Raw genomic sequence first — 19319 nt, 5'->3', positions numbered from 1 at the left:
GCCACAGGCGAGCCTACGCTGCGACGAGCAGTTCGCCAACCTCGGCCATGCCGACGGCGCGATCGCCGAGCAGGTGCTCAGTTATCCTGCGCTGAACGGAATTTTCCGTTAGCCGGAACGGATCGCCCGGCATCACGCGGTGATCGATCACCATCCGCGACAGCAACAACCGGCGCGCATCGCCGCGCATCTCGTGGATGCGCCCGCCCTCCCACGCCAGCGCCACCGCGCTTGCGACATGGTACAGCAGGCTGGTGGCGCGTCGCGCATCACCTTCATTGTCGATGCGGCTGGCGACCTCGCGCGCAAACGCCACCGCGCGGTCGCTGAGATCGCGCAGCCGGTTGCGCCAGGCCTGCGGCACATTCGAGCTGTCATCGAGCCGCGCGTGCAAATCGGCAGCCAGCGCACTATCCGCACCATGACGGCCGATCGCGCGCTTCAGCGCATCGATCGCGACGATGTTGCCGGTGCCTTCCCAGATCGACCCGAGATGCGCATCGCGCAGCAGCCGCGGCGTGACGAATTCCTCGATGTAGCCGATGCCGCCGCGCATCTCCATCGCGTCGCCGCAGACCTTCCTTGCATCGCGCGTGGCACGGAATTTCAGCGTCGGCGTCAGGATGCGAAGCAGCGCCGCGGCATCCTGGCTGCCAGCCTCGGCGCGGTCGAGCGAATCCGCCGTCAGGAAGCTCATCGACAGCGACTGCTCGGTCGGCAGCATGATCTTCATCAACTGCCGCCGCGCCAGCGGCAGATCAATGATGCGCTGGCCGAACACCACGCGCCCCCTCGCCACCGTGATCGCATCGTGCCAGGCGCGGCGCATCAGCGCCGTGGACTTGACGCCGTTGGACAGCCGCGACGAGTTCACCATCTCGGCCATCTGCACGAAGCCGCGATCGAGCTTGCCGACGGCGTAAGCGATCGCGCCATCGAGCTTGATCTCGCCGGAGGCCATCGAGCGGGTGCCGAGCTTGTCCTTCAGGCGTACGATCCGGTAGTGGTTCTGCGAGCCGTCGTCGAGGAAACGCGGCATCAGGAACAGGCCGACACCGCGGGTGCCCGGCCCCGCGCCCTCCGGGCGCGCCAGCAGCATCACCACTTTGGCATCGGCGTTCGAGCAGAACCACTTCTCGCCATAGAGGCGCCAGTGGTCGCCCTCCTGCACCGCCCGCGTGGTCAGCGTGCCGACGTCCGAGCCGCCCTCCTTCTCCGTCATGAACTGGCCGCCTTGCGTCAGCTTGCTCATGTCGGTCTGCGTCAAGCCGTCGAGATATTTCGCCTTCAACGCCTCGCTGCCGAAATTCGCCAGCAGCTTGGCGCAGCCGTCGGTGACGTTGATCGGGCAGCCCATGCCGAATTCGGTCTGGTTGAACAGGAAAGTGAAGGCATGCTTGGCAACGACGGGATATTTGTCCGGCCAGCCCATGATGCCCTTGCGGATCGACAGCGCGTGAATGCCGAACTCGCCGAAGGCGACCTTCTCGATCTCGCGATAGGCGGGGTGGTATTCGATATGCTGCACGTCGCGGCCGAATTTGTCACGCTGGTGCAGCACCGGCGCGTGCCTGTCGGCGAGCCTCGCGCATTCATCGAGATAGCCGCCGGCGAGCTCGCCGAGCCGATCGAGATGCGGTTCGATGTGGCGGAACAGCGCGTCAGGCAAATGCAATTTCAAGAGATCGGTCAACGCCGGATCGGCCCGGTAGAAATTCATCCCGGTCGTGTCGGGGGCTAGCAAGCCCGGCTGGCTGACGGATGACGGCTTGAGGTCCTGCTTGAGCGGCTGCATTGAATTCCCGGCTTCGTTACTCATCTCTTCAGGAAGACTATCCTCCTCCGGCAGCGCAAAGGAAAGCCCAATGGACATGCCAAAGTACAAGATCGCTCTGATCGTCGGCGCCGGCGAGGGACTCAGCGCCTCGCTCGCGCGGTTATTTTCGCGGGAGGGAATTCGCGTAGCGCTGGCTGCGCGCACCATCGAAAAGCTCGGTGCACTCTGCACCGAGACCGGCGCCCGCGCCTATGCCTGCGACGCCACCAAGGCCGAGGACGTGGAGCGGCTGTTCGGCCTCGTCGAGCGCGAGATCGGGACACCCGATGTTGTCGTCTACAACGCCTCCGGCCGCATGCGCGGACCGTTCCTCGAACTGGTGCCAGCCGAGGTCGAGCGGGCGATCGCGGTTTCCGCCTTCGGCGGCTTCCTGGTGGCGCAAGAGGCGGCGAAACGCATGCTGCCGAACAAGAAGGGCGCGATCCTGTTCACCGGTGCATCCGCTAGCGTGAAGGGCTACGCGCAATCGGCGCCGTTCGCGATGGGCAAGTTCGCGTTGCGTGGCCTGGCGCAGAGCATGGCGCGCGAATTGTCGCCGCAAGGAATCCATGTCGCGCATTTCGTGATTGATGGCGGCATCCGCAGCGCAGCTCGCACCGAGCCCACCGACCGGCCGGACTCGACGCTCGATCCCGATGCGATTGCCTTGAGCTATTGGAACGTGCTGCAGCAGCCGCGCAGCGCCTGGAGCTGGGAGCTCGAACTGCGGCCCTGGGTCGAGAAGTTTTGAGATGACGGAAGTCATGTAAAACCGTAGACCGTAGGGTGGGCAAAGCGCGGGCGTGCCCACCATCGCGAGTAGAATGTTGAACGGTGGGGGCACGGCGCTTCGCGCCCTTGCCCACGAAGCAACGTTCACCGTCATTCCGGGATAGTGCGTTAGCACCAGACCCGGAATGGCCGGACAACACAACAGATATTGGGGAGCGATATGACCAGCGAAATCAAGATCGAGACCGGCACCGACGAACTGCTCTGCGTGGTCCGCGACCGCGTCGCCATCATCACGCTGAACCGCCCCGAGGTGCGCAACGCGATGTCGGACACGCTGACGCCGGCGCTGCGCACGATGATCCGGACCTGCGGCGAGAATCCCGAGGTCGGCGTGCTGCTGCTCACCGGCGCCGGCCAGGCGTTCTGCGCCGGCGGCAACGTCAAGGGCATGGGCGCGCATCGCGACAAGAAGAAGCTCGACATGTCCTATGAGGACAAGGTCGCCGATCTGCAGGAACGCCAGCGCCTGCTCACCGGTGCGCTCGCCTCGGTGCGCAAGCCGACCATCGCCGCGCTGCCCGGCCCCGCGGTCGGCGCCGGGCTCGCGCTCGCGATGGCCTGCGACCTGCGCATCGCCGCGCAATCCGCCTTCGTCTCGACCGGCTATCTGCGCGTGGCGCTGAGCGGCGATTACGGCATCGCCTGGTTGCTCACCCGCCTGGTCGGCACTGCGCGCGCCCGCGAGCTGATGTTCACGGCCGAGAAGGTCGACGCCACGCGATGCGAGCAGATCGGTCTCGTCAATCGCGTGGTGCCGGACGAGACGCTGCAAGACGAGGCCTTCGCGCTCGCCAAGTCGATGGCCGACGGCCCGACCCTGGCGCTGCGCTACATGAAGGACAATCTCGATGAAGCGCTGCTGTTCGACTTCGCCACCGCACGCGACCACGAGGCCGAGCGGCTGATCCGGCTCACCACGACGGCCGATCACAAGGAAGCGGTGCAGGCCTTCATCGACAAACGCAAGCCGGTGTTTCGGGGCAATTAGGCGCGTCAGCGCAGTCTCTTCTCCTTTCCCCTGAAAGGGGGAAGGTCAGGATGGGGTCCAGCCGCACGCACCGTTGCTCAAGGAGAGAGCTGATCCCCACCCGCTTTGCTCTGGCGAGCAAAGCGACCGCCCCTTTTCAAGGGGAGGCAAGAGGGCCACGCCGGTTGAAGAACTTAGCCAGAAGAAAAAACGCCCGGTTCTGGAGGGGCCAGAACCGGGCGCAGTGGATCAAACCGCAAGCGAGGACGTCGCGGCCATGCGGGAAGCGGCAGCGAGCCGCCAGCTAGCACAGGGACTTTCTTGCGGTTTGACGTGGATCTCCTTCTCGACGCGCACCAGCTTCCAGTCGCCGGGACTGTTCGTGAAGGTGTAACCGGACTTGCGCGCAAGCCCGATCATGGTCGCGTTGGACCGGAGCGTGTCGCCGAAGACGCGCCCGGCTCCGAAGGACGCCGCGCGGCATTCAATATTTTTCAAGAGTGCTTTGCCGATGCCGTGGCCCTGCCACCGGTCGTCGATCGACAGGCCGAACTCGACGCTCGACGTGTCGGCATGGAAGGCGTAGCGGGCCTCGCCGACGATGGTCTCGAAGCCGTCGACAACGATCGTCGCGACCACCGTGAACCGGTCAGCCTCGCCGATGTGAATGAAACGCTCGAGCTCCAGCTTCGGCAGCTCGCTCAGCGCGCCCAGGAAGCGATTGTAACGTGACCCCGCGGAGAGCGAGCGGATGTAGCCCTGCAGCTCCTCGCGATCGCGCGGCTCGACGAACCGCACCTTGATCTCGCGACCGTCCTTCGCACGCAGCACGTCGGAATATTGCTTGAGATCATCGAGACGCAGCGCAGCCATCACACGCTCCTCGGCCAAAGAAATTCGCCGACGCCCCTCCACCGAGGCGGCGCCGGCGTTGACGGCCTGCTCAGGCCCGCCAGAACGGCTTTTCGATTTCGAAAGCCACGTCGCTCCGCGATACGCCGATGTCGTGAAGGTCGCGCTCCGACCACTGCGCCAGCTCGCGCCGGCGCTCGTAGCGGTCCCACCATGTGTGCAGGGTGTCGCCCACCTGGTTAAAAAGGCTATCGACATGATGATTTGTCATCGATTGATGAGTGAAAATGGACATTTCCGGCTCCTTTCGGTAACCTGCGGGAGCTAATATCGGCGGCATCGGAGCCTTCCACAAACGACATTTTGTATCGCTTCGCATGAATTAAAGTCATGAGGCTGGGAGCCATCCCCGAATGACAAGCCGACTGCCTTCGCTGAACGGGCTGCGGGCCTTCGAGGCTGCTGCGCGGCACATGAGCTTCACGCTGGCGGCGTCCGAACTGAACGTGACGCAGACCGCGATCAGCCATCAGATCCGGCGGCTCGAGGAAGAGCTCGGCGTCCGCCTGTTCGTGCGACAGAACCGTTCACTCAGCCTGACGCCGGAAGCTGCCGAATACCTTCCCAACGTGCGGGCCGCCTTCAACGACCTGCGGCTTGCGACCGATCGCCTGCTGCGCAGAGACGATGGCCGCGTCCTGACCGTCTCCACCCTCGCCTCGCTGGCCGCCAAATGGCTGCTGCCGCGGCTCTCGGCATTCCAGGAGGCGCATCCCGGCATCGACGTCCGCATCACCACGTCGACCAGCCTGGTCGATTTCCAGCGCGACAAAGTCGATGCCGCGATCCGCTATGGCCGCGGTCAATGGTCCGGCCTGCGCGCTGAGTGGCTGATGGCCGATGAACTGTTTCCGGTGTGCAGCCCATCCTTGCTGCAGGGAAACAAGCCGCTGAAATGCCCCGAGGACCTCCGCGACCACGTGCTGCTGCACACCAGCAACACCAACAGCGATGACTGGCGGCTGTGGCTGACCGCGGCCGGGCTGCCGAACGACATATCGAGGCAGCCGGGCATCACCTTCGACCTCACCTTCGTGACGGTCCAGGCCGCGATCGACGGGATCGGCGTTGCGATGGGCCGGACCTCTTATGTGAAGGACGACATCGCCAAAGGCCGCCTCGTGGTTCCCTTCAAGATCACGCTGCCGGCGGACGCGGGCTTCTACCTGGTCTCCCCGCAGGGACGGGCGGATACACCCAAGCTCGCGGCGTTCCGGAACTGGCTCAGCACAACCGCGCGCGCCACGGCCTGATGTCGCGCAGGCTGCAACGAGGCTTTTTTTCGTACGGCTATTTTCCGATGGTCTGAGCGCGTTTTTCGGGTTGGTCGCGCCGGACAGGCGTGCCAAATTGCCGCACGGGCAGCTAACTGCCTTGGCTGGCGGGACAATTTTCGTCGGCCCGTCTGCCACCAAGAGGAAAGGGCGTTATGTCGCAGTCGAATCCACCGCAAGTCCCGCAGATCAAGTCGCGCATCGGAGCCATTCTGCGTGCGACCAGCGGCAATTTCCTCGAGCAATTCGACTTCTTCCTGTTCGGCTTCTACGCCCAGGCGATTGCAAAAGCCTTCTTCCCTTCCCAGAACGAGACCGCGGCGCTGCTCAATGCATTCGGCGTGTTCTGGCTCGGCGCCCTGATGCGCCCGGTCGGCGCGGTCGTGCTCGGCGCCTATATCGACAAGATCGGCCGCCGCCAGGGCCTGATCGTGACGCTCTCGATCATGGCGATCGGCACCGTGGTGATCGCGTTCTGCCCGAGCTATGCGACGATCGGCATTGCCGCGCCGGTCATCGTTCTGATCGCCCGTCTGCTGCAGGGCTTCTCCGCCGGCGTCGAGCTCGGCGGCGTCTCGGTCTATCTCGCGGAGATCGCCACGCCGGGCAATCGCGGCTTCTATACCTCGTTCCAGTCGGCGAGCCAGCAGGTCGCGATCTTCGTCGCCTCGATTCTCGGCTACGTGCTCCACGAGAGCATGCCGGCCGACACCGTCGCGGCCTGGGGCTGGCGCATCCCGTTCTTCGTCGGGTGCCTGATCATTCCGGTGATCTTCTTCCTGCGTCGGACGCTGGAGGAAACCCCGGCGTTCCTGGCGATGAAGAAGCACCCGACCGCAAGCGAGGTGTTCGCATCGGCAATGGCGAATTGGCGCATCGTCATTCTGGGCATGATGATCGCGGTGCTGACCACCACGACCTTCTACTTCGTCACGGTCTATACGCCGACCTTCGGCAAGAGCGTGCTGAAGCTGACCACCCGTGACGCGCTCCTGGTTACGCTGCTGGTCGCGGTGACCAACTTCATCTGGAATCCGGTCGGCGGCGCGGTCTCCGACCGGCTTGGCCGCAAGCCGGTGCTGCTCGCCATCGCGGGCCTGTCCTTCGTGACCGCCTATCCGGCACTGCACTGGCTGGTCACCGATCCCACCTTCGGCAAGATGCTGGCGGTCGAGATGATGTTCTCGTTCTATTTCGGCGTCTACAGCGGCACCATGCTGGGCTGCCTGGTCGAGATCGTGCCGGCGCATGTCCGCACCACCTGCTTCTCGCTGGCATTCGCGCTGGCGGCAGGACTGTTCGGCACCTTCACGCCGTTCGCCTCGACCTGGCTGATCCAGCATACCGGCGACAAGGCCTCGCCGGGCTTCTGGCTGATGTGCGCCGCGGCGCTCGGCATCACTGCCGCACTAATCGTCTATCGCGGCGGCCAGACGGCCGCGCAGCGCGAGACGGTGGTGGCCTGATATTCCACATCACGGCCGGGCGGATCAGGTATCCGCCCGGCCGTGTTGCTTTCCATGCCAGCAACGATAACAAGAGCGCATGGTTGACTTGACGCGCAGGTTCGACGTGCTGGTGATCGGGGGCGGCAATGCTGCCCTCTGCGCTGCGATCAGCGCCAGACGGGCGGGCGCTTCGGTGCTGGTGCTGGAAGGCGCGCCGAAGTTCTACCGCGGCGGCAACACCCGACACACCCGCAACATGCGCTGCGCCCACGACGCGGCGACCGAGATCCTCACCGGCCCCTACACCGAAGAGGAATTCTGGAAGGATTTGCTGCTGGTGACCGGCGGCCAGACCGACGAGGAACTGGCCCGCTTCATGATCCACGAGTCCAAGGACATCCTGAACTGGATCGTCGAACAGGGCGTGCGCTGGCAGCCCTCACTCGGCGGCACGCTGAGCCTCGGCCGCACCAACTCGTTCTTCCTTGGCGGCGGCCGCGCCATGCTCAACGCACTGTATCGTACCGCCGAGGAGATCGGCGTCGACATCCTCTATGACGCCGAGGTGATCGATCTCCGGGTCGAGGACGGCATGTTCCTTTCGGCTCAATTGAAGCAACCAGTGAACGGCAAGACCGAGGTACGCGCCTCGACCCTGGTGGCGGCGGCCGGCGGGTTCGAGGCCAACATCGAATGGCTGAAGGAACATTGGGGCGAGGCCGCCGACAATTTCCTGATCCGCGGCACGCCCTATAACCGCGGTTCGATCCTGAAGATGCTGCTCACCAAGGGCGTGCAGGAGGTCGGCGATCCGACGCAATGCCACGCGGTGGCGATCGACGCGCGCGCGCCGAAATTCGACGGCGGCATCATCACGCGCCACGACTCTGTCGTGTTCGGCATCGTCGTCAACAAGCACGCGGAGCGATTCTACGACGAGGGCGAGGACATCTGGCCGAAGCGCTATGCGATCTGGGGCCGGCTGGTCGCGGCGCAGCCGGACCAGATCGCCTACATCATCTTCGATTCGACTGTGGTCACCAGCTTCATGCCGACGCTGTTTCCACCGATCGCGGGCGCGACGATTGCCGAACTCGCCGGCAAGCTCGAGCTCGATGCGAGCGCGCTGGAGAAGACCATCACCGAATTCAACGCCGCGGTGCGACCAGGCACCTTCGACCACACCATCCTCGACGACTGCCGCACCGAGGGCATCACGCCGCCAAAGACGCATTGGGCGCGCAAGATCGAGGCGCCGCCTTACCTCGCCTATCCGGTGCGGCCCGGCATCACCTTCACCTATCTCGGCACCCGCGTGAACAAGCAGGCGCGGATCCTGATGAAGGATGGCAAGCCCTCCGCCAACATGTTCGCCGCCGGCGAGATCATGGCCGGCAACGTGCTGGGCAAGGGATATGCCGCCGGCATCGGCATGACCATCGGCAGCGTGTTCGGCCGCGTCGCCGGCCGGGAAGCGGCGAAGCATGCGCGGAACTGAGCGCCGCGTCCTGCTCACCTCGCCCCGCCTGCGGGGAGAGGTCGGATTGCGAAGCAATCCGGGTGAGGGGGACGCTCCGCGAGCTCGGTTCATAGAAAGAGCCAATCACCCCGACCCTCTAAGAGCGAGCTTCGCTCGTCTCGACCCCGCGAAGAGCGGGAAGAGGGAGAAGAAAGCGGGAGCACCGATGTCGCGATTTGCACTTATCTCCGCTGCCGCCATCCTGATGGCGTCGACCGCCACGCACGCCGCCGAGCCGATCGCGCTGCGCGACATGGGCTCGTTCCATGTCGGCGGCCGCCTCGTCGAGATCAAAGGCAAGCCGGTGAAGGAGGTTACCTTCACGCCGGGTGGCGTGCCGGCAAAAGTCGATCCGAACGGCACCTACCAGGTTGAGCAGATGTACGTGCAGTACTTCCTGCCGCAGCACGAGACGGGCGCCTATCCGCTGCTGCTGTGGCACGGCGGCGGACTGACCGGCGTCACCTACGAGACCACCCCGGACGGCCGCGAGGGCTGGCTGACCTACTTCCTGCGCAAGGGCTGGAGCGTCTACAATTCAGACGCTGTCGAGCGTGGCCGCGCCGGCTGGGCGCAATATCCCGATATCTTCAAGGGCGACCCGGTGTTTCTCACCACCGCCAATCCGTTCGAGCGCTTTCGCATCGGCGACGGTCCGGGTTCATACGATCCAGATCCCGCCAAGCGGAGGCTGATGCCGGGAAGCCAATTTCCGAACGAGGGCTATGAGAACTTCGTCAAGCAGAACGTGCCGCGCTGGACCACCACCGATGATGCGACGATCGCGGCCTATATCGCTGAAATCGATCGCGTCGGGCCCTGCATCATCCTGTTCCATAGCCAGGCAGGCACCTTCGGCTTCAAGGTCGCGCAGGCACGGCCCGACAAGGTGAAGGCGCTGATCGCGATCGAGCCGGCCGGCGTCGGCGATCCCGCCAAGGTCGATGCGCTGAAGGATATCCCGACGCTGATCGTCTATGGCGACTACATCGAGCGCGATTCGCGCTGGCCGAAGATCCGCGCCACCGGCGTCGCCTTTGCCGATGCCATCAAGGCCGCCGGCGGCAGCGTCGACGTCGTCGACCTGCCGAAGGTCGGCATCAAGGGCAATTCGCACATGATGATGATGGACAAGAACAACGCCGAAGTCGCCGGCCTGATCCAGACATGGCTGGAAGGCAAGGGGCTGACGAAGAAGTAGCGGGATAGACAAGACGATGCACGGGACCAGGATCTTGCAGGAAGCCGACCGTCTGATGACGGTGTGCAACTCCTGCCGCTATTGCGAGGGCCTGTGCGCGGTGTTCCCCGCGATGGAGATGCGCCGCGCCTTCACCGATGGCGACCTCAACTACCTCGCCAATCTCTGCCATGCCTGCGGTGCCTGTTACACCGACTGCCAGTTTTCGCCGCCGCACGAATTCAACGTCAATGTGCCGCAGACGCTCGCGATCGCCCGCGCCGAGTCCTACGCCGCCTATGCCTGGCCGCGCGCGCTTGCCGGCGCGTTTGCGCGCAACGGCCTCGTCATCAGCCTGATCGCGGCACTGAGCGTCGCCATCTTCATCTTCGGCTTCGCCGCGGCCAACGACCGCGCCGTGCTCTATGGCATCCACACCGGCCCCGGCGCGTTCTATCGATTGATGCCGCACAACGCGATGGCGCTGCTGTTCGGCCTGGCCTTCCTCTATGCGATTCTTGCGCTGGTCATGGGCGTGCGCGCGTTCTGGCGCGACATCGGCGAGCCTGTCGGCATGAGGACGGACAGCAAGGCGCTGCTGCAGGCGATCCGCGAAGCCGGCGAGTTGCGCTATCTCGACGGCGGCGGGGTCGGCTGCTTCAACGAGGACGACCGCCCGACCGACCGTCGCAAGCTGTATCACCATTTCACCTTCTACGGCTTTGCCCTGTGCTTCGCCGCAACCTGCGTCGGCACGCTCTATCATTATCTGCTGGCACGCGAGGCGCCGTATGCGTGGTGGGACCTGCCTGTCGTGCTCGGAACACTCGGCGGCATCGGCCTCGTGATCGGCCCGATCGGCATATTCACTGAGAAATGGAAGCGCGACCGCGTGCTGGTCGACGAGCAGCGCATGGGCATGGACACCGCGTTCATCGCGATGCTGTTCCTGACCAGCATCAGCGGCCTTGCGCTGCTATTCTGGCGCGAGACCGGCGCGATGGGCCCGCTGTTAGCGCTGCATCTCGGCGTGGTGTTCGCGCTGTTCATCACCATGCCCTATGGCAAGTTCGTGCACGGCATCTACCGCTTCGTCGCGCTGGTGCGCTATGCGCGAGAACGACGGATGATGGAGCATTCGTAGCTCCCGTCACTTCGGGGCATTGCCTGCCCGAGCCTTGCCGGACTGATCTACCCTCACCGTCGCATTTGCCCGAGCGTCGGGCTAGTATTCTCCGTCCGATGCGGCCGTGTTCGAACCAGTCCGGTTGATGTGCTGCTGGCCTACCTTCTGCAGGTAAGCGACGATGTCGCGGCGCGATGGAGCGTCGAGCACACGCACCGGCATGCGTGCCCCGGGTACCAGTTTCTGCGGATCGGCCAGCCACCGATCAAGATTATCCGTAGACCAGGTGAGACCGGCCGTCTTTAGTGCCGGCGAATAGTGGTATCCGGGGGCCGAGCCGGCCCTGCGGCCCACGACGCCGCCAAGTACGGGGCCGGCCTTATTGGCATCCAACGCATGACATGCCGTGCACCGTTCGGTGAAGAGCTGCTGGCCGTGGGCGGGATCCGGCGCGGCATCGGCCAGGAAGCGTGAAAGGTTCTTGCTCTGTGAGGGATTCGCCGAGCGAAAAAACGTATAGCTGAGCGTGATTGTATCGACGTGGAGGTTGTCCGGATCCTTCGCAAAGGCCGGATCGACGAAAAAGACAACGGGCATTTCGACCTTCTGATGCGGATCGAGACGCTCCTCATTGAAGCAGAAGCATTGAATCTTGTTGAAATAGATACCGCTCGTCTCGGGCGTGACGTTAAATGCAGCGTGTCCGACGATCGACTCGTTGCTGAGGTTTTCGGCTGTGAAGAATACGAGCTTTTGTTCGCCGAGGTGAACCGTAACAAAGCGTTGTTCCGGCTCGAACCGCCACGGCAAGCCCGGCGCGACATTGCTGTCGAACGCGACCGTCACTGTCTTGTCGGAAGTGGTCGTCGGATCGGAATACGCCCGCTGCGTCGTCCCTCCATATCCGGTGGCACCGCAGAATGCGCGGTACAGTTCCGGCGCATAGGCCACCAGCCCGAACATGATGCCGAGCACGACCAAGCACGGCAAAAGAACATTCAGGTGTCTCCGGTACCGCGACCCCATGTCCACTCCTTACGCGGCCGCCCCCGGCACCTGACGGATGTAGACCGATGTAGCCGGGCCGTCCACCGACGAATGCGAGCAAGAATCGCAAAGCAGGATATCAACAGGCTTCCAGTGCTATTTGACGACCTTGTGATCGCGTTCCACGGGAAGTTCGATGTAATCGCTCTCGACCGACACCGCGATCGTCTCCGCCATGTACCGCTTCGTGGCACCGGTGCTCGCTATGCGTGGGAGCGGCAGATCATGATGAGCGGCGCGCCGCAGTGACTGCCAGGGCTGCCGAGGAGACCCCGAGGGCGCCCAAACGCACGCATCAGGAACTTTCGCACGACGCTCATCGATACCGGGATCCCGTGAACACGGATACCGGGAAGATCGCGGCTACAGGTCCACCACCACGTAGTCGCTCTCGACAGCGACCTTAATGGTCTCGGCCACATAGGGCCCTTTGACGAGGTTCGTGCCTGCCTCGACATTGACCGGATAGGCGCGCACGCGGAAGCGGCGGGGATCGCAATAGGACTGGCCGGTGCGGATGTCGAACTCCCAGCCGTGCCACGGGCAGCGCAGGATCTCGCCGAGCTTGGTGTATTCGATCTCGCCTGGATCGGATGACGATGCCAGGCCGATCAGCGGGCCCTCACAGAGCGCCGCGCCCTGATGCGGGCAGCGGTTCAACAGACCGAAGAACTCGCCCTTGACGTTGAAGACCGCGATCGGCCGTCCGTCGATCTCGATGAATTTTCGCGAACCCGGCGGCAGCTCATCCACCGGGGCAACCACATGACGCGCCATTTATGCAATACCGTAGAGCTTCTTCGCATTGTCGAGATAGAACGCCTGCTTGTTGGCGTCGCTGACGCCGGCCGGCAACACGCGCGACGGGTCGTCGTAATCCCAGTGCGGATAGTCGGTCGCGAACAACAGCTTGTCCCAGCCGATCCATTCGATGGTCTGGAACAGATGGTCGCGACTTTCCGGATCCTCCATCGGCTGCGTCGTCCACCAGATGTGGTCGCGGATATAGTCCGACGGCTTGCGTTTCAGATGCGGCACCTCGGCGTGCAGCCGCGCGAACACCTTGTCGAGCCGCCAGGCCAACGACGGCGCCCAGCCGAAGCCGGCTTCGACCATCACCATCTTCAATTTCGGGAAGCGCTCGAACACGCCTTCGAGCACGAGGCTCGCCAGCGCGGTCTGCTGACACTGCGAATGGCCAACCATCTCCTCGATGTAATAGCTCGGCCAGCCCGATGCGGTGATGGGATTGCCGCCGAAGCCGAAGGCATGCACGCCGATCGGCAGCCCGGCCTCTTCCGCGGCTTGGTAAATCGGCCAGTAGCGGCGCTGACCGAGCGGCTCGACGTTGCGGCTGAGCAGGAGGACCTGGACGAAGTTCTTGTCGCCCGCGCGCTTGCGGATTTCAGCGGCGGCCGAGACGCCGTCCTCATTGGCGACGACGATCGAGCCCTTCAGCCGGGAATCCTTGCTGGTCCATTTCTCGATCTGCCAGTCGTTGACCGCCGAGCAGATCGCGCCGGCGAGATCCTGGTTGCGAACGCCCTGCCCGGTGTTGAGCGGATTGAGCACCCCGAGCGCGACGTTGTTGGGGTCGAGAAGCTGCTTCTGCATGAAGGACAGCGAAGAGCCCTGCGGGCCGCCCTCCGGCGGATAGGCATCGCGGCGGGAGGCGTTGGGCTGCGCCTTTGGATAGGGCGGTCCGCCCATCATGCCCTGATAGGCATGAACGCCGAAGGTTTCGAGATGCGCATGCCAGCGCTTTGCCAGGAACGGATACAGTTCGTCCGCCGTCGCGCGCGCCGGATGGATGTCGCAATCGGCAATCGCGGTCTTGATGGCGGTGGACGATGCGGCTTGCGGGCGTTCGCGAAGCTGGACGTTCATGACGTCGTCTCCCTGACTTTCAAGCGCGTATAAGTCGCGTGTGGGTTGTCGACCATGATCTTGCGCACGAGATCCGGCGATAATCCCTCCGGCAGCACGTCATCGCCGTCGAACTGCCAATGCGGATAGTCGGTCGAGAATAGAAGCAATTCGTCCGACTGCATATGGTCGAACAACCGGTTCAGCGTATCGGGTTCCGGCGGCGCGTCGACCGGTTGCAGCGAGAAACGGATGTTGCTGCGCACAATCTCCAGCGGCGCGCGGTCGACCCACGGCGTTTCCATGCGCACGCCGCGCCAGAACTTGTGCAGCCGCCACAGGAAAGGTGGCAGCCAGGTGAAGCCCGATTCCAGCATCACCATCTTCAGGCTCGGATGGCGCGCGAACACGCCCTCGACGATCAGGCTGGTGAGCTGGGTCTGGAACGCCTGCGCCTGCGCGACATAATCCTCGATGTGATAGGAGCCCCAGCCGACCGACGTCGGCGGATTGTGATAGGCGCTGCCGGCATGGATGCCGATCGGTAGCCCAAGGCGCTCGGCCGCCGCGTAGATCGGCCAATAATGGCGCTTGCCGAGCGGCGTGTCGCCCATGACCAGCATCAGCACCTGCACGAAGCGCTTATCCTGCGCGCAACGCTCGATCTCGGCGACCGCCTTCTCGATGCTTTGCACTGGAATCACGATCGAGCCGCGCAGGCGATCATCCTTGTCGAGCCATTCCTTCACCAGCCAGTCGTTCAGCGCGCGGCAGAACGCGTTCGCCATGTCCTCGGAGAACACCATTTGCACGCCGTAGAGCGGATTGCAGATGCCGTAGGCCGTGCCGAACTTGTCGAGCGCCTGACGCTGCATGTCGGCGATAGCAGAGCCCGGCTTGCCCTGCGCCGGCCGCCAGTCCGGCCGCGACGAGATCGGCGAATTGAGCGGATAGGACTGCGAGATCAGGTCCGTCATGCCGCGCGTCGTCACCTGGTCGCGCCAGTAGTCGTTCAAGTAAGGCAGCAGGCTGGTGAGATGAGGCACGGCGGGATGCAGATCGCAATCCACGCCGCCCGCGATGGGCGACGTCATGATGTTTCCTCTGATCGGCGCGCCCGTGGCGACGCCAACTTGTTTGGACGGCATTCAAGCAGGCCTGCCGGTGGCGGGCAACTCGGCAGAGGGCGATGTGGTGTGCTAGGACGGCAGGACGCCCCGGATAATTTTCATGGCACAACAGAAAGGCTGCCGATGACCGAGCTCGTATCCATCGCCGAGCAGATCGCCGCAAAACTGATCGCGAACAGGCAGACGATCGCCGTCGCGGAATCCTCGACCGGGGGACTGATCTCCGCATCGCTGCTCGCGGTGCCCGGGGCGTCGGCCTATTTCATCGGCGGCGGAGTGATCTACACGCGCGACGCCCGGCGCGCGCTGATGGATATTCCGGACGATGCCATGCGCGGCATCCGCTCGGCGTCCGAGCCCTACGCGCAACTGCTCGCGCGGCAGATTCGCGAACGCCTCTCGACCGATTGGGGATTGTCGGAAACCGGTGCAGCCGGCCCGACCGGCAACCGCTACGGCGACGCCGCCGGCCATACCTGCATGGCGGTCGCCGGACCACAACAGCAGGTGATCACGCTCGAGACCGGCGGCAACGACCGGCAGGCCAACATGCAGGCGTTCGCCAAGGCGGCGCTGCAGTTGCTGCTGAAGAATCTGTCGCGGTGATCGCCCGGATCGTAGCCCGGATGGAGCGCAGCGAAATCCGGGAACGGTTGTGTAGCGGATGAAGCTGTCCCGGATTGCGCTTCGCTGCATCCGGGCTACGAGAACCAGCGAGTAATCTCACTTCTCCCGGAACGAGCGCATGAATTGGTCGCTCAACGGCTTCATCAGATAGGACAGCATGGTGCGATCGCCGGTCTGCACGAAGGCTTCCACCGGCATGCCCGGGATGATCTTGACCTCGCTGCCGAGGCGGGCGACTTCCTCCGGCGGCATCGAGACGCGGATGGTGTAATAGGACTGCCCGGTGCGCTGATCCGTCGTGGTGTCGGCGGAGACGCGGGTGACCACGCCGTTGAGCTCAGGTGTGGTGCGCTGGTTGAAGGCGGAGAGCCGCAGCAACGTCTTCTGGCCGATCTGCAGCTTGTCGATGTCCTGCGGATTGACCTTGGCTTCGACCGACAGCGCGTCGGCCTTCGGCACGATCATCATGATCGCGTCACCTGCGGTGATGACGCCGCCGACCGTATGCACGGTCGACTGCAGCACGACGCCGTCCTGCGGTGCGCGGATGTCGATGCGGCGGAGCTGATCTTCCGCGGTCACCTTGCGCTCGACATACTCGCCGATCTTGTCGTTGGTCTCGCGCAGATCCTTGGAAACCTCGGCCAGCATGTCCTTGTCGACCTGGATGATCTGCAGCTCGGTCTCGGTGATCTTGCCCTTGGCCTGCGCGCGCGATGCGATGTATTGCGCACGCTCGCCGGCGAGCCGGGCCGCGTCGCGCTCCAGCGTGGTCAGCCGGGTGAGCTGCACCAGATGCTGCTCATAGAGCTGGCGGACGCCGACCAGCTCCTGCTGAACCAGCGCGATCTCCTTGTCCTTGGCCTGCTCCTGGGCCTGGAGCCCCGCGATCTCTTCGTTGAGCTGGACGACACGCTCGCGGAGTTGCGCCTTCTGGCCGGTGCGGCCATTCACCCGGACCTCGAACAGCTTGGTTTCGCTCGCCATGACATCGCGAACGTCGGGATCGTTGGCCTGCTCGGTGAGCTGCGGTGGAAAGACGATCTTGTCGCGGCCCTGCTGCTCGGCCTCCAACCGCGCGGCACGCGCGTAGAGACCGTTCAAGGTCTTGACCACGATCGCAAGGCTTGCCTTCACGACCGTCTCGTCGAGACGCACGACGACGTCGCCGGCTTTCACCGTGTCGCCGTCACGCGCCAGGATCTCGCCGACCACGCCGCCGGTCGGATGCTGCACCTTCTTGACGTTGGTATCGACGACCACGGAGCCCGGTGCAATCAATGCGCCCGAGATCGGCACCGTCGAGGCCCAGCCGCCGACGCCGCCGGCCAGAACCAGCACCACGGCAAGCCCTACGATCAGATGCTTCCTGATCGATTGATGTGCGTTGCGCGGGAGATCGGTCATGACTTGGCTGCTCCCGCATCGGCAACGATCCTGACCGGCGCGGGCGGCGCGACACGCTGCAGCACCTGGCCGAGCACGACATCCTTCGGTCCGAAGGTCTGCATGCGGCCGTCCTTCAGCACCAGGAGCTGATCCACGCCTTCGATGCCGATCGGGCGGTGCGCGACCACGACGACGATCGCGCCGCGCTCCCGCGCCGAGCGCACCGCGCGGGTCAGCGCCTCGTCGCCCTCACTGTCGAGATTGGAATTCGGCTCGTCGAGCACGACCAGGAACGGCTTGCCGTAAAGCGCGCGCGCCAGCGCGACGCGCTGCGCCTGGCCGGCCGAGAGCGCACTGCCCTGCTCGCCGACCTGGGTGTCATAGCCCTCGCGCATCTTGATGATCATCTCGTGGACGCCGGCCTCCTTGGCCGCCGCGATGATGGCATCGGACTTGGCGTCGGGATCGAAGCGCGAGATGTTCTGCGCGATCGTGCCGCCGAACAGTTCGACGTCCTGCGGCAGATACCCGACATAGCGTCCGAGCACGTCCGACGACCATTGGTCGAGCGCAGCGCCGTCGAGCCGCACCTTGCCGCGGACCGGCGTCCAGACGCCGACCAACGCCCGGATCAGCGACGACTTGCCGGAACCGCTCGGACCAATCACGCCGACGCCGCTGCCGGCTTCGACCGTAAAGCTGACATCCTGCACGATCACGCGCTGATCGCCCGGCGCGACCATGGTCACACCCTCGATCGACAGCCTCTTCGTCGGCGGCTGCAACAGGGTTTGCTCAGGCCGCGCCGGCATCTGCTGCAGCAGCCGGTTGAGCCGGTGCCAGCTCTGGCGCGCAGCGACGAATCCCTTCCAGTGCGCGATCGCCAGATCGACCGGCGCCAGCGCCCGGGCGCTCAGGATCGAGCCGGCGATGATGATGCCACCGGTGGCTTCCTGGTGGATCACCAGATAGGCGCCGACCGCAAGCACGGACGACTGCAGCATCATGCGCAGCACCTTGGCGACCGCACCCAACCCGCCGGCGACGTCGCTCGCGCGCTGGTTGCCGGTCAGATAGTCCTCGTTGGCATCGTTCCAGCGCTGGTTCATCCGCCCGGCCATGCCCATCGCGACGAGCACCTCGGCATTGCGGCGGCTGGACGCCGCGATATCGTTGCGCCGCGCTGCAAGCGTCAGCGCATCCTTGGCAGGCGCGCGCGACAGGTATTCGGTGATCAAGGTCAGCGCCACCAGAATGATGGCGCCAACCAGCGCGGTGACGCCGAGCAGCCAATGGAACGCAAAGCAGATCGCCATGTAGAACGGCAGCCAGGGCAGATCGAAGAACGCTCCGGGCCCCATGCTGCCGAGGAAGGAGCGCACATTGTCGAGGTCGCGCAGCGGTTGCAGGCCCTCACTGCGATTGCCGGCCATCAGGGGCAGCCGGATGATGGTGTCAAACACCCGCGCGTTGAGCGCTTCGTCGAGTGAGGTTCCGATGCGGCCGAGAATCCGGCCGCGCAGCAGATCGAGCACTCCCTGGGCAATGTAAAGGCCGGCGGCGATGACCACGAGGCCGACCAGCGTTGGAACGCTGCGGCTCGGCAGCACCCGGTCATAGACCTGCAGCATGAACATCGAACCTGTCAGGTACAACAGGTTGATCATGCAACTCATGAAACCAACGCCAATGAAGGCACTGCGGCACGCGCGCAGCGCGTCTCCCAGTTCGGAACGCCGGACGGCGGGAACGGCTGCCATAAAGTCCAGTCTCTGCCAAAGGGTTATGTGAAAGCCACGTTGTACCGACGTTTGTGGCCATCGTCCATTTTTGTGTGATCATCCACCATTTAAGTCGCGTTAACCGAGAGGCTGGTTCGCGACCGCAAGTCGGTGATGGCACGGGGAATTGAAGGAATGATGGCTAGTTTGTCGCCGAACCGGGCCGTGTTTTTGGAAAAGGCACGAGAACGGCCGCCATCGAGACCCGGCCGATCTCGCCCTGGATATCGAGCAACGCGCCGCTGCCGACGCCAAACCCGGGCTCCAGGCAGCCTGCCTTGGCCCGGTCCCGATCTACTCATCTTGTGGTAACCAGTGGACTGTCAGGTTCGGGGGCCTGCCACGACGTTGGGACCCAATGCCGTGGGTCCAGTCGACGGAACCAAGGATCCGCAACAGCGGGCCGAGGCCCGCAATCGCACGGTGGTGCAATCGGAACCGG

General features: G+C 64.4%; 17 protein-coding genes. 8 read left to right on the top strand and 9 right to left on the bottom strand.

Annotated elements, in window-relative coordinates; all coding sequences use genetic code 11:
• Positions 1–13: 13 nt before the first annotated feature.
• On the bottom strand, positions 14–1795 hold the full coding sequence (locus P6U25_RS03895; RefSeq protein ID WP_407150147.1) for an acyl-CoA dehydrogenase family protein: 1782 nt from the start codon (positions 1793–1795) through the stop codon (positions 14–16).
• A 70-nt stretch (positions 1796–1865) separates the two neighbouring features.
• Between P6U25_RS03895 and P6U25_RS03890 the strand changes: the two genes are divergently transcribed.
• Complete coding sequence (locus tag P6U25_RS03890) at positions 1866–2567, top strand: SDR family NAD(P)-dependent oxidoreductase (RefSeq protein WP_407150146.1); 702 nt, start codon at positions 1866–1868, stop codon at positions 2565–2567.
• A 201-nt stretch (positions 2568–2768) separates the two neighbouring features.
• On the top strand, positions 2769–3599 hold the full coding sequence (locus P6U25_RS03885) for an enoyl-CoA hydratase (RefSeq protein ID WP_407150145.1): 831 nt from the start codon (positions 2769–2771) through the stop codon (positions 3597–3599).
• A 228-nt stretch (positions 3600–3827) separates the two neighbouring features.
• Here P6U25_RS03885 and P6U25_RS03880 read toward each other — a convergent pair whose 3' ends face one another.
• Together P6U25_RS03880 and P6U25_RS03875 are read right to left on the bottom strand one after the other, a co-directional pair.
• Positions 3828–4451, bottom strand: a complete 624-nt coding sequence (locus P6U25_RS03880; RefSeq protein ID WP_407150144.1) for a GNAT family N-acetyltransferase — start codon at positions 4449–4451, stop codon at positions 3828–3830.
• A gap of 70 nt (positions 4452–4521) precedes the next feature.
• Entirely contained in the window at positions 4522–4725 is a 204-nt protein-coding gene (locus tag P6U25_RS03875; protein WP_407150143.1) for a DUF1127 domain-containing protein, read from the bottom strand.
• Positions 4726–4843: 118 nt separating this feature from the next.
• Here P6U25_RS03875 and P6U25_RS03870 point away from each other — a divergent pair, with 118 nt between their 5' ends.
• From P6U25_RS03870 to tcuB, 5 genes are all read left to right on the top strand, one after another.
• A complete protein-coding gene (locus P6U25_RS03870; protein WP_407150142.1) occupies positions 4844–5743 on the top strand; it encodes a transcriptional regulator GcvA in 900 nt (299 codons plus the stop codon).
• Between the two features lie 176 nt (positions 5744–5919).
• Positions 5920–7230, top strand: a complete 1311-nt coding sequence (locus P6U25_RS03865) for an MFS transporter (RefSeq protein ID WP_407150141.1) — start codon at positions 5920–5922, stop codon at positions 7228–7230.
• Positions 7231–7309: 79 nt separating this feature from the next.
• Positions 7310–8710, top strand: coding sequence for an FAD-dependent tricarballylate dehydrogenase TcuA (gene tcuA / locus P6U25_RS03860; protein WP_407150139.1), 1401 nt, complete (start codon positions 7310–7312; stop codon positions 8708–8710).
• A 187-nt stretch (positions 8711–8897) separates the two neighbouring features.
• A complete protein-coding gene (locus P6U25_RS03855) occupies positions 8898–9932 on the top strand; it encodes an esterase (protein ID WP_407150138.1) in 1035 nt (344 codons plus the stop codon).
• Positions 9933–9948: 16 nt separating this feature from the next.
• On the top strand, positions 9949–11055 hold the full coding sequence (tcuB, locus tag P6U25_RS03850) for a tricarballylate utilization 4Fe-4S protein TcuB (RefSeq protein WP_407150137.1): 1107 nt from the start codon (positions 9949–9951) through the stop codon (positions 11053–11055).
• Positions 11056–11136: 81 nt separating this feature from the next.
• Here tcuB and P6U25_RS03845 read toward each other — a convergent pair whose 3' ends face one another.
• The 4 genes from P6U25_RS03845 to P6U25_RS03830 all read right to left on the bottom strand — a co-directional run bounded on the left by P6U25_RS03845 (position 11137) and on the right by P6U25_RS03830 (position 15044).
• Positions 11137–12012: a cytochrome c oxidase assembly protein gene (locus P6U25_RS03845; RefSeq protein ID WP_407150136.1), complete on the bottom strand. Its 876-nt coding sequence runs from the start codon at positions 12010–12012 to the stop codon at positions 11137–11139.
• 435 nt (positions 12013–12447) lie between these two features.
• Positions 12448–12861: a Rieske (2Fe-2S) protein gene (locus P6U25_RS03840; RefSeq protein WP_407150135.1), complete on the bottom strand. Its 414-nt coding sequence runs from the start codon at positions 12859–12861 to the stop codon at positions 12448–12450.
• Positions 12862–13971, bottom strand: a complete 1110-nt coding sequence (locus tag P6U25_RS03835; protein WP_407150134.1) for an amidohydrolase family protein — start codon at positions 13969–13971, stop codon at positions 12862–12864.
• Positions 13968–15044 (bottom strand): amidohydrolase family protein, encoded by a 1077-nt coding sequence (locus P6U25_RS03830; RefSeq protein ID WP_407150133.1) that lies wholly within the window; start codon positions 15042–15044, stop codon positions 13968–13970. The genes P6U25_RS03835 and P6U25_RS03830 overlap by 4 nt, the downstream gene beginning before the upstream one ends.
• 159 nt (positions 15045–15203) lie before the next feature.
• Here P6U25_RS03830 and P6U25_RS03825 point away from each other — a divergent pair, with 159 nt between their 5' ends.
• The gene (locus P6U25_RS03825; protein WP_407150132.1) at positions 15204–15686 is read left to right on the top strand and encodes a CinA family protein; all 483 of its coding nucleotides are present in this window, start codon (positions 15204–15206) and stop codon (positions 15684–15686) included.
• A gap of 117 nt (positions 15687–15803) precedes the next feature.
• Here the strand turns inward: P6U25_RS03825 and P6U25_RS03820 are convergent, their stop codons facing one another.
• Together P6U25_RS03820 and P6U25_RS03815 are read right to left on the bottom strand one after the other, a co-directional pair.
• Complete coding sequence (locus tag P6U25_RS03820) at positions 15804–17114, bottom strand: HlyD family type I secretion periplasmic adaptor subunit (protein WP_407150131.1); 1311 nt, start codon at positions 17112–17114, stop codon at positions 15804–15806.
• Positions 17111–18856, bottom strand: coding sequence for a type I secretion system permease/ATPase (locus P6U25_RS03815; RefSeq protein WP_407150130.1), 1746 nt, complete (start codon positions 18854–18856; stop codon positions 17111–17113). Before P6U25_RS03815 ends, P6U25_RS03820 begins: the two co-directional genes overlap by 4 nt.
• Positions 18857–19319: the final 463 nt, after the last annotated feature.

The sequence above is a fragment of the Bradyrhizobium sp. ORS 86 genome, assembly GCF_045571475.1.
Classification (GTDB): Bacteria; Pseudomonadota; Alphaproteobacteria; order Rhizobiales; family Xanthobacteraceae; genus Bradyrhizobium.
Note: the sequence above shows the minus strand (reverse complement) of the source record. Positions and strands in the feature narration are given on the sequence as shown.

Excerpts from the sequence above, each read along its gene's own strand:
- P6U25_RS03840 (WP_407150135.1), bottom strand. The coding sequence starts at position 12,861 with ATGGCGCGTCATGTGGTTGCCCCGGTGGATGAGCTGCCGCCGGGTTCG.
- P6U25_RS03895 (WP_407150147.1), bottom strand. The coding sequence starts at position 1,795 with ATGCAGCCGCTCAAGCAGGACCTCAAGCCGTCATCCGTCAGCCAGCCG.
- P6U25_RS03865 (WP_407150141.1), top strand. The coding sequence starts at position 5,920 with ATGTCGCAGTCGAATCCACCGCAAGTCCCGCAGATCAAGTCGCGCATC.
- P6U25_RS03880 (WP_407150144.1), bottom strand. The coding sequence starts at position 4,451 with ATGGCTGCGCTGCGTCTCGATGATCTCAAGCAATATTCCGACGTGCTG.
- tcuA (WP_407150139.1), top strand. The coding sequence starts at position 7,310 with ATGGTTGACTTGACGCGCAGGTTCGACGTGCTGGTGATCGGGGGCGGC.
- P6U25_RS03855 (WP_407150138.1), top strand. The coding sequence starts at position 8,898 with ATGTCGCGATTTGCACTTATCTCCGCTGCCGCCATCCTGATGGCGTCG.
- P6U25_RS03885 (WP_407150145.1), top strand. The coding sequence starts at position 2,769 with ATGACCAGCGAAATCAAGATCGAGACCGGCACCGACGAACTGCTCTGC.
- P6U25_RS03875 (WP_407150143.1), bottom strand. The coding sequence starts at position 4,725 with ATGTCCATTTTCACTCATCAATCGATGACAAATCATCATGTCGATAGC.
- P6U25_RS03820 (WP_407150131.1), bottom strand. The coding sequence starts at position 17,114 with ATGACCGATCTCCCGCGCAACGCACATCAATCGATCAGGAAGCATCTG.
- P6U25_RS03830 (WP_407150133.1), bottom strand. The coding sequence starts at position 15,044 with ATGACGTCGCCCATCGCGGGCGGCGTGGATTGCGATCTGCATCCCGCC.
- P6U25_RS03825 (WP_407150132.1), top strand. The coding sequence starts at position 15,204 with ATGACCGAGCTCGTATCCATCGCCGAGCAGATCGCCGCAAAACTGATC.
- P6U25_RS03815 (WP_407150130.1), bottom strand. The coding sequence starts at position 18,856 with ATGGCAGCCGTTCCCGCCGTCCGGCGTTCCGAACTGGGAGACGCGCTG.
- P6U25_RS03835 (WP_407150134.1), bottom strand. The coding sequence starts at position 13,971 with ATGAACGTCCAGCTTCGCGAACGCCCGCAAGCCGCATCGTCCACCGCC.
- P6U25_RS03870 (WP_407150142.1), top strand. The coding sequence starts at position 4,844 with ATGACAAGCCGACTGCCTTCGCTGAACGGGCTGCGGGCCTTCGAGGCT.
- P6U25_RS03890 (WP_407150146.1), top strand. The coding sequence starts at position 1,866 with ATGGACATGCCAAAGTACAAGATCGCTCTGATCGTCGGCGCCGGCGAG.
- tcuB (WP_407150137.1), top strand. The coding sequence starts at position 9,949 with ATGCACGGGACCAGGATCTTGCAGGAAGCCGACCGTCTGATGACGGTG.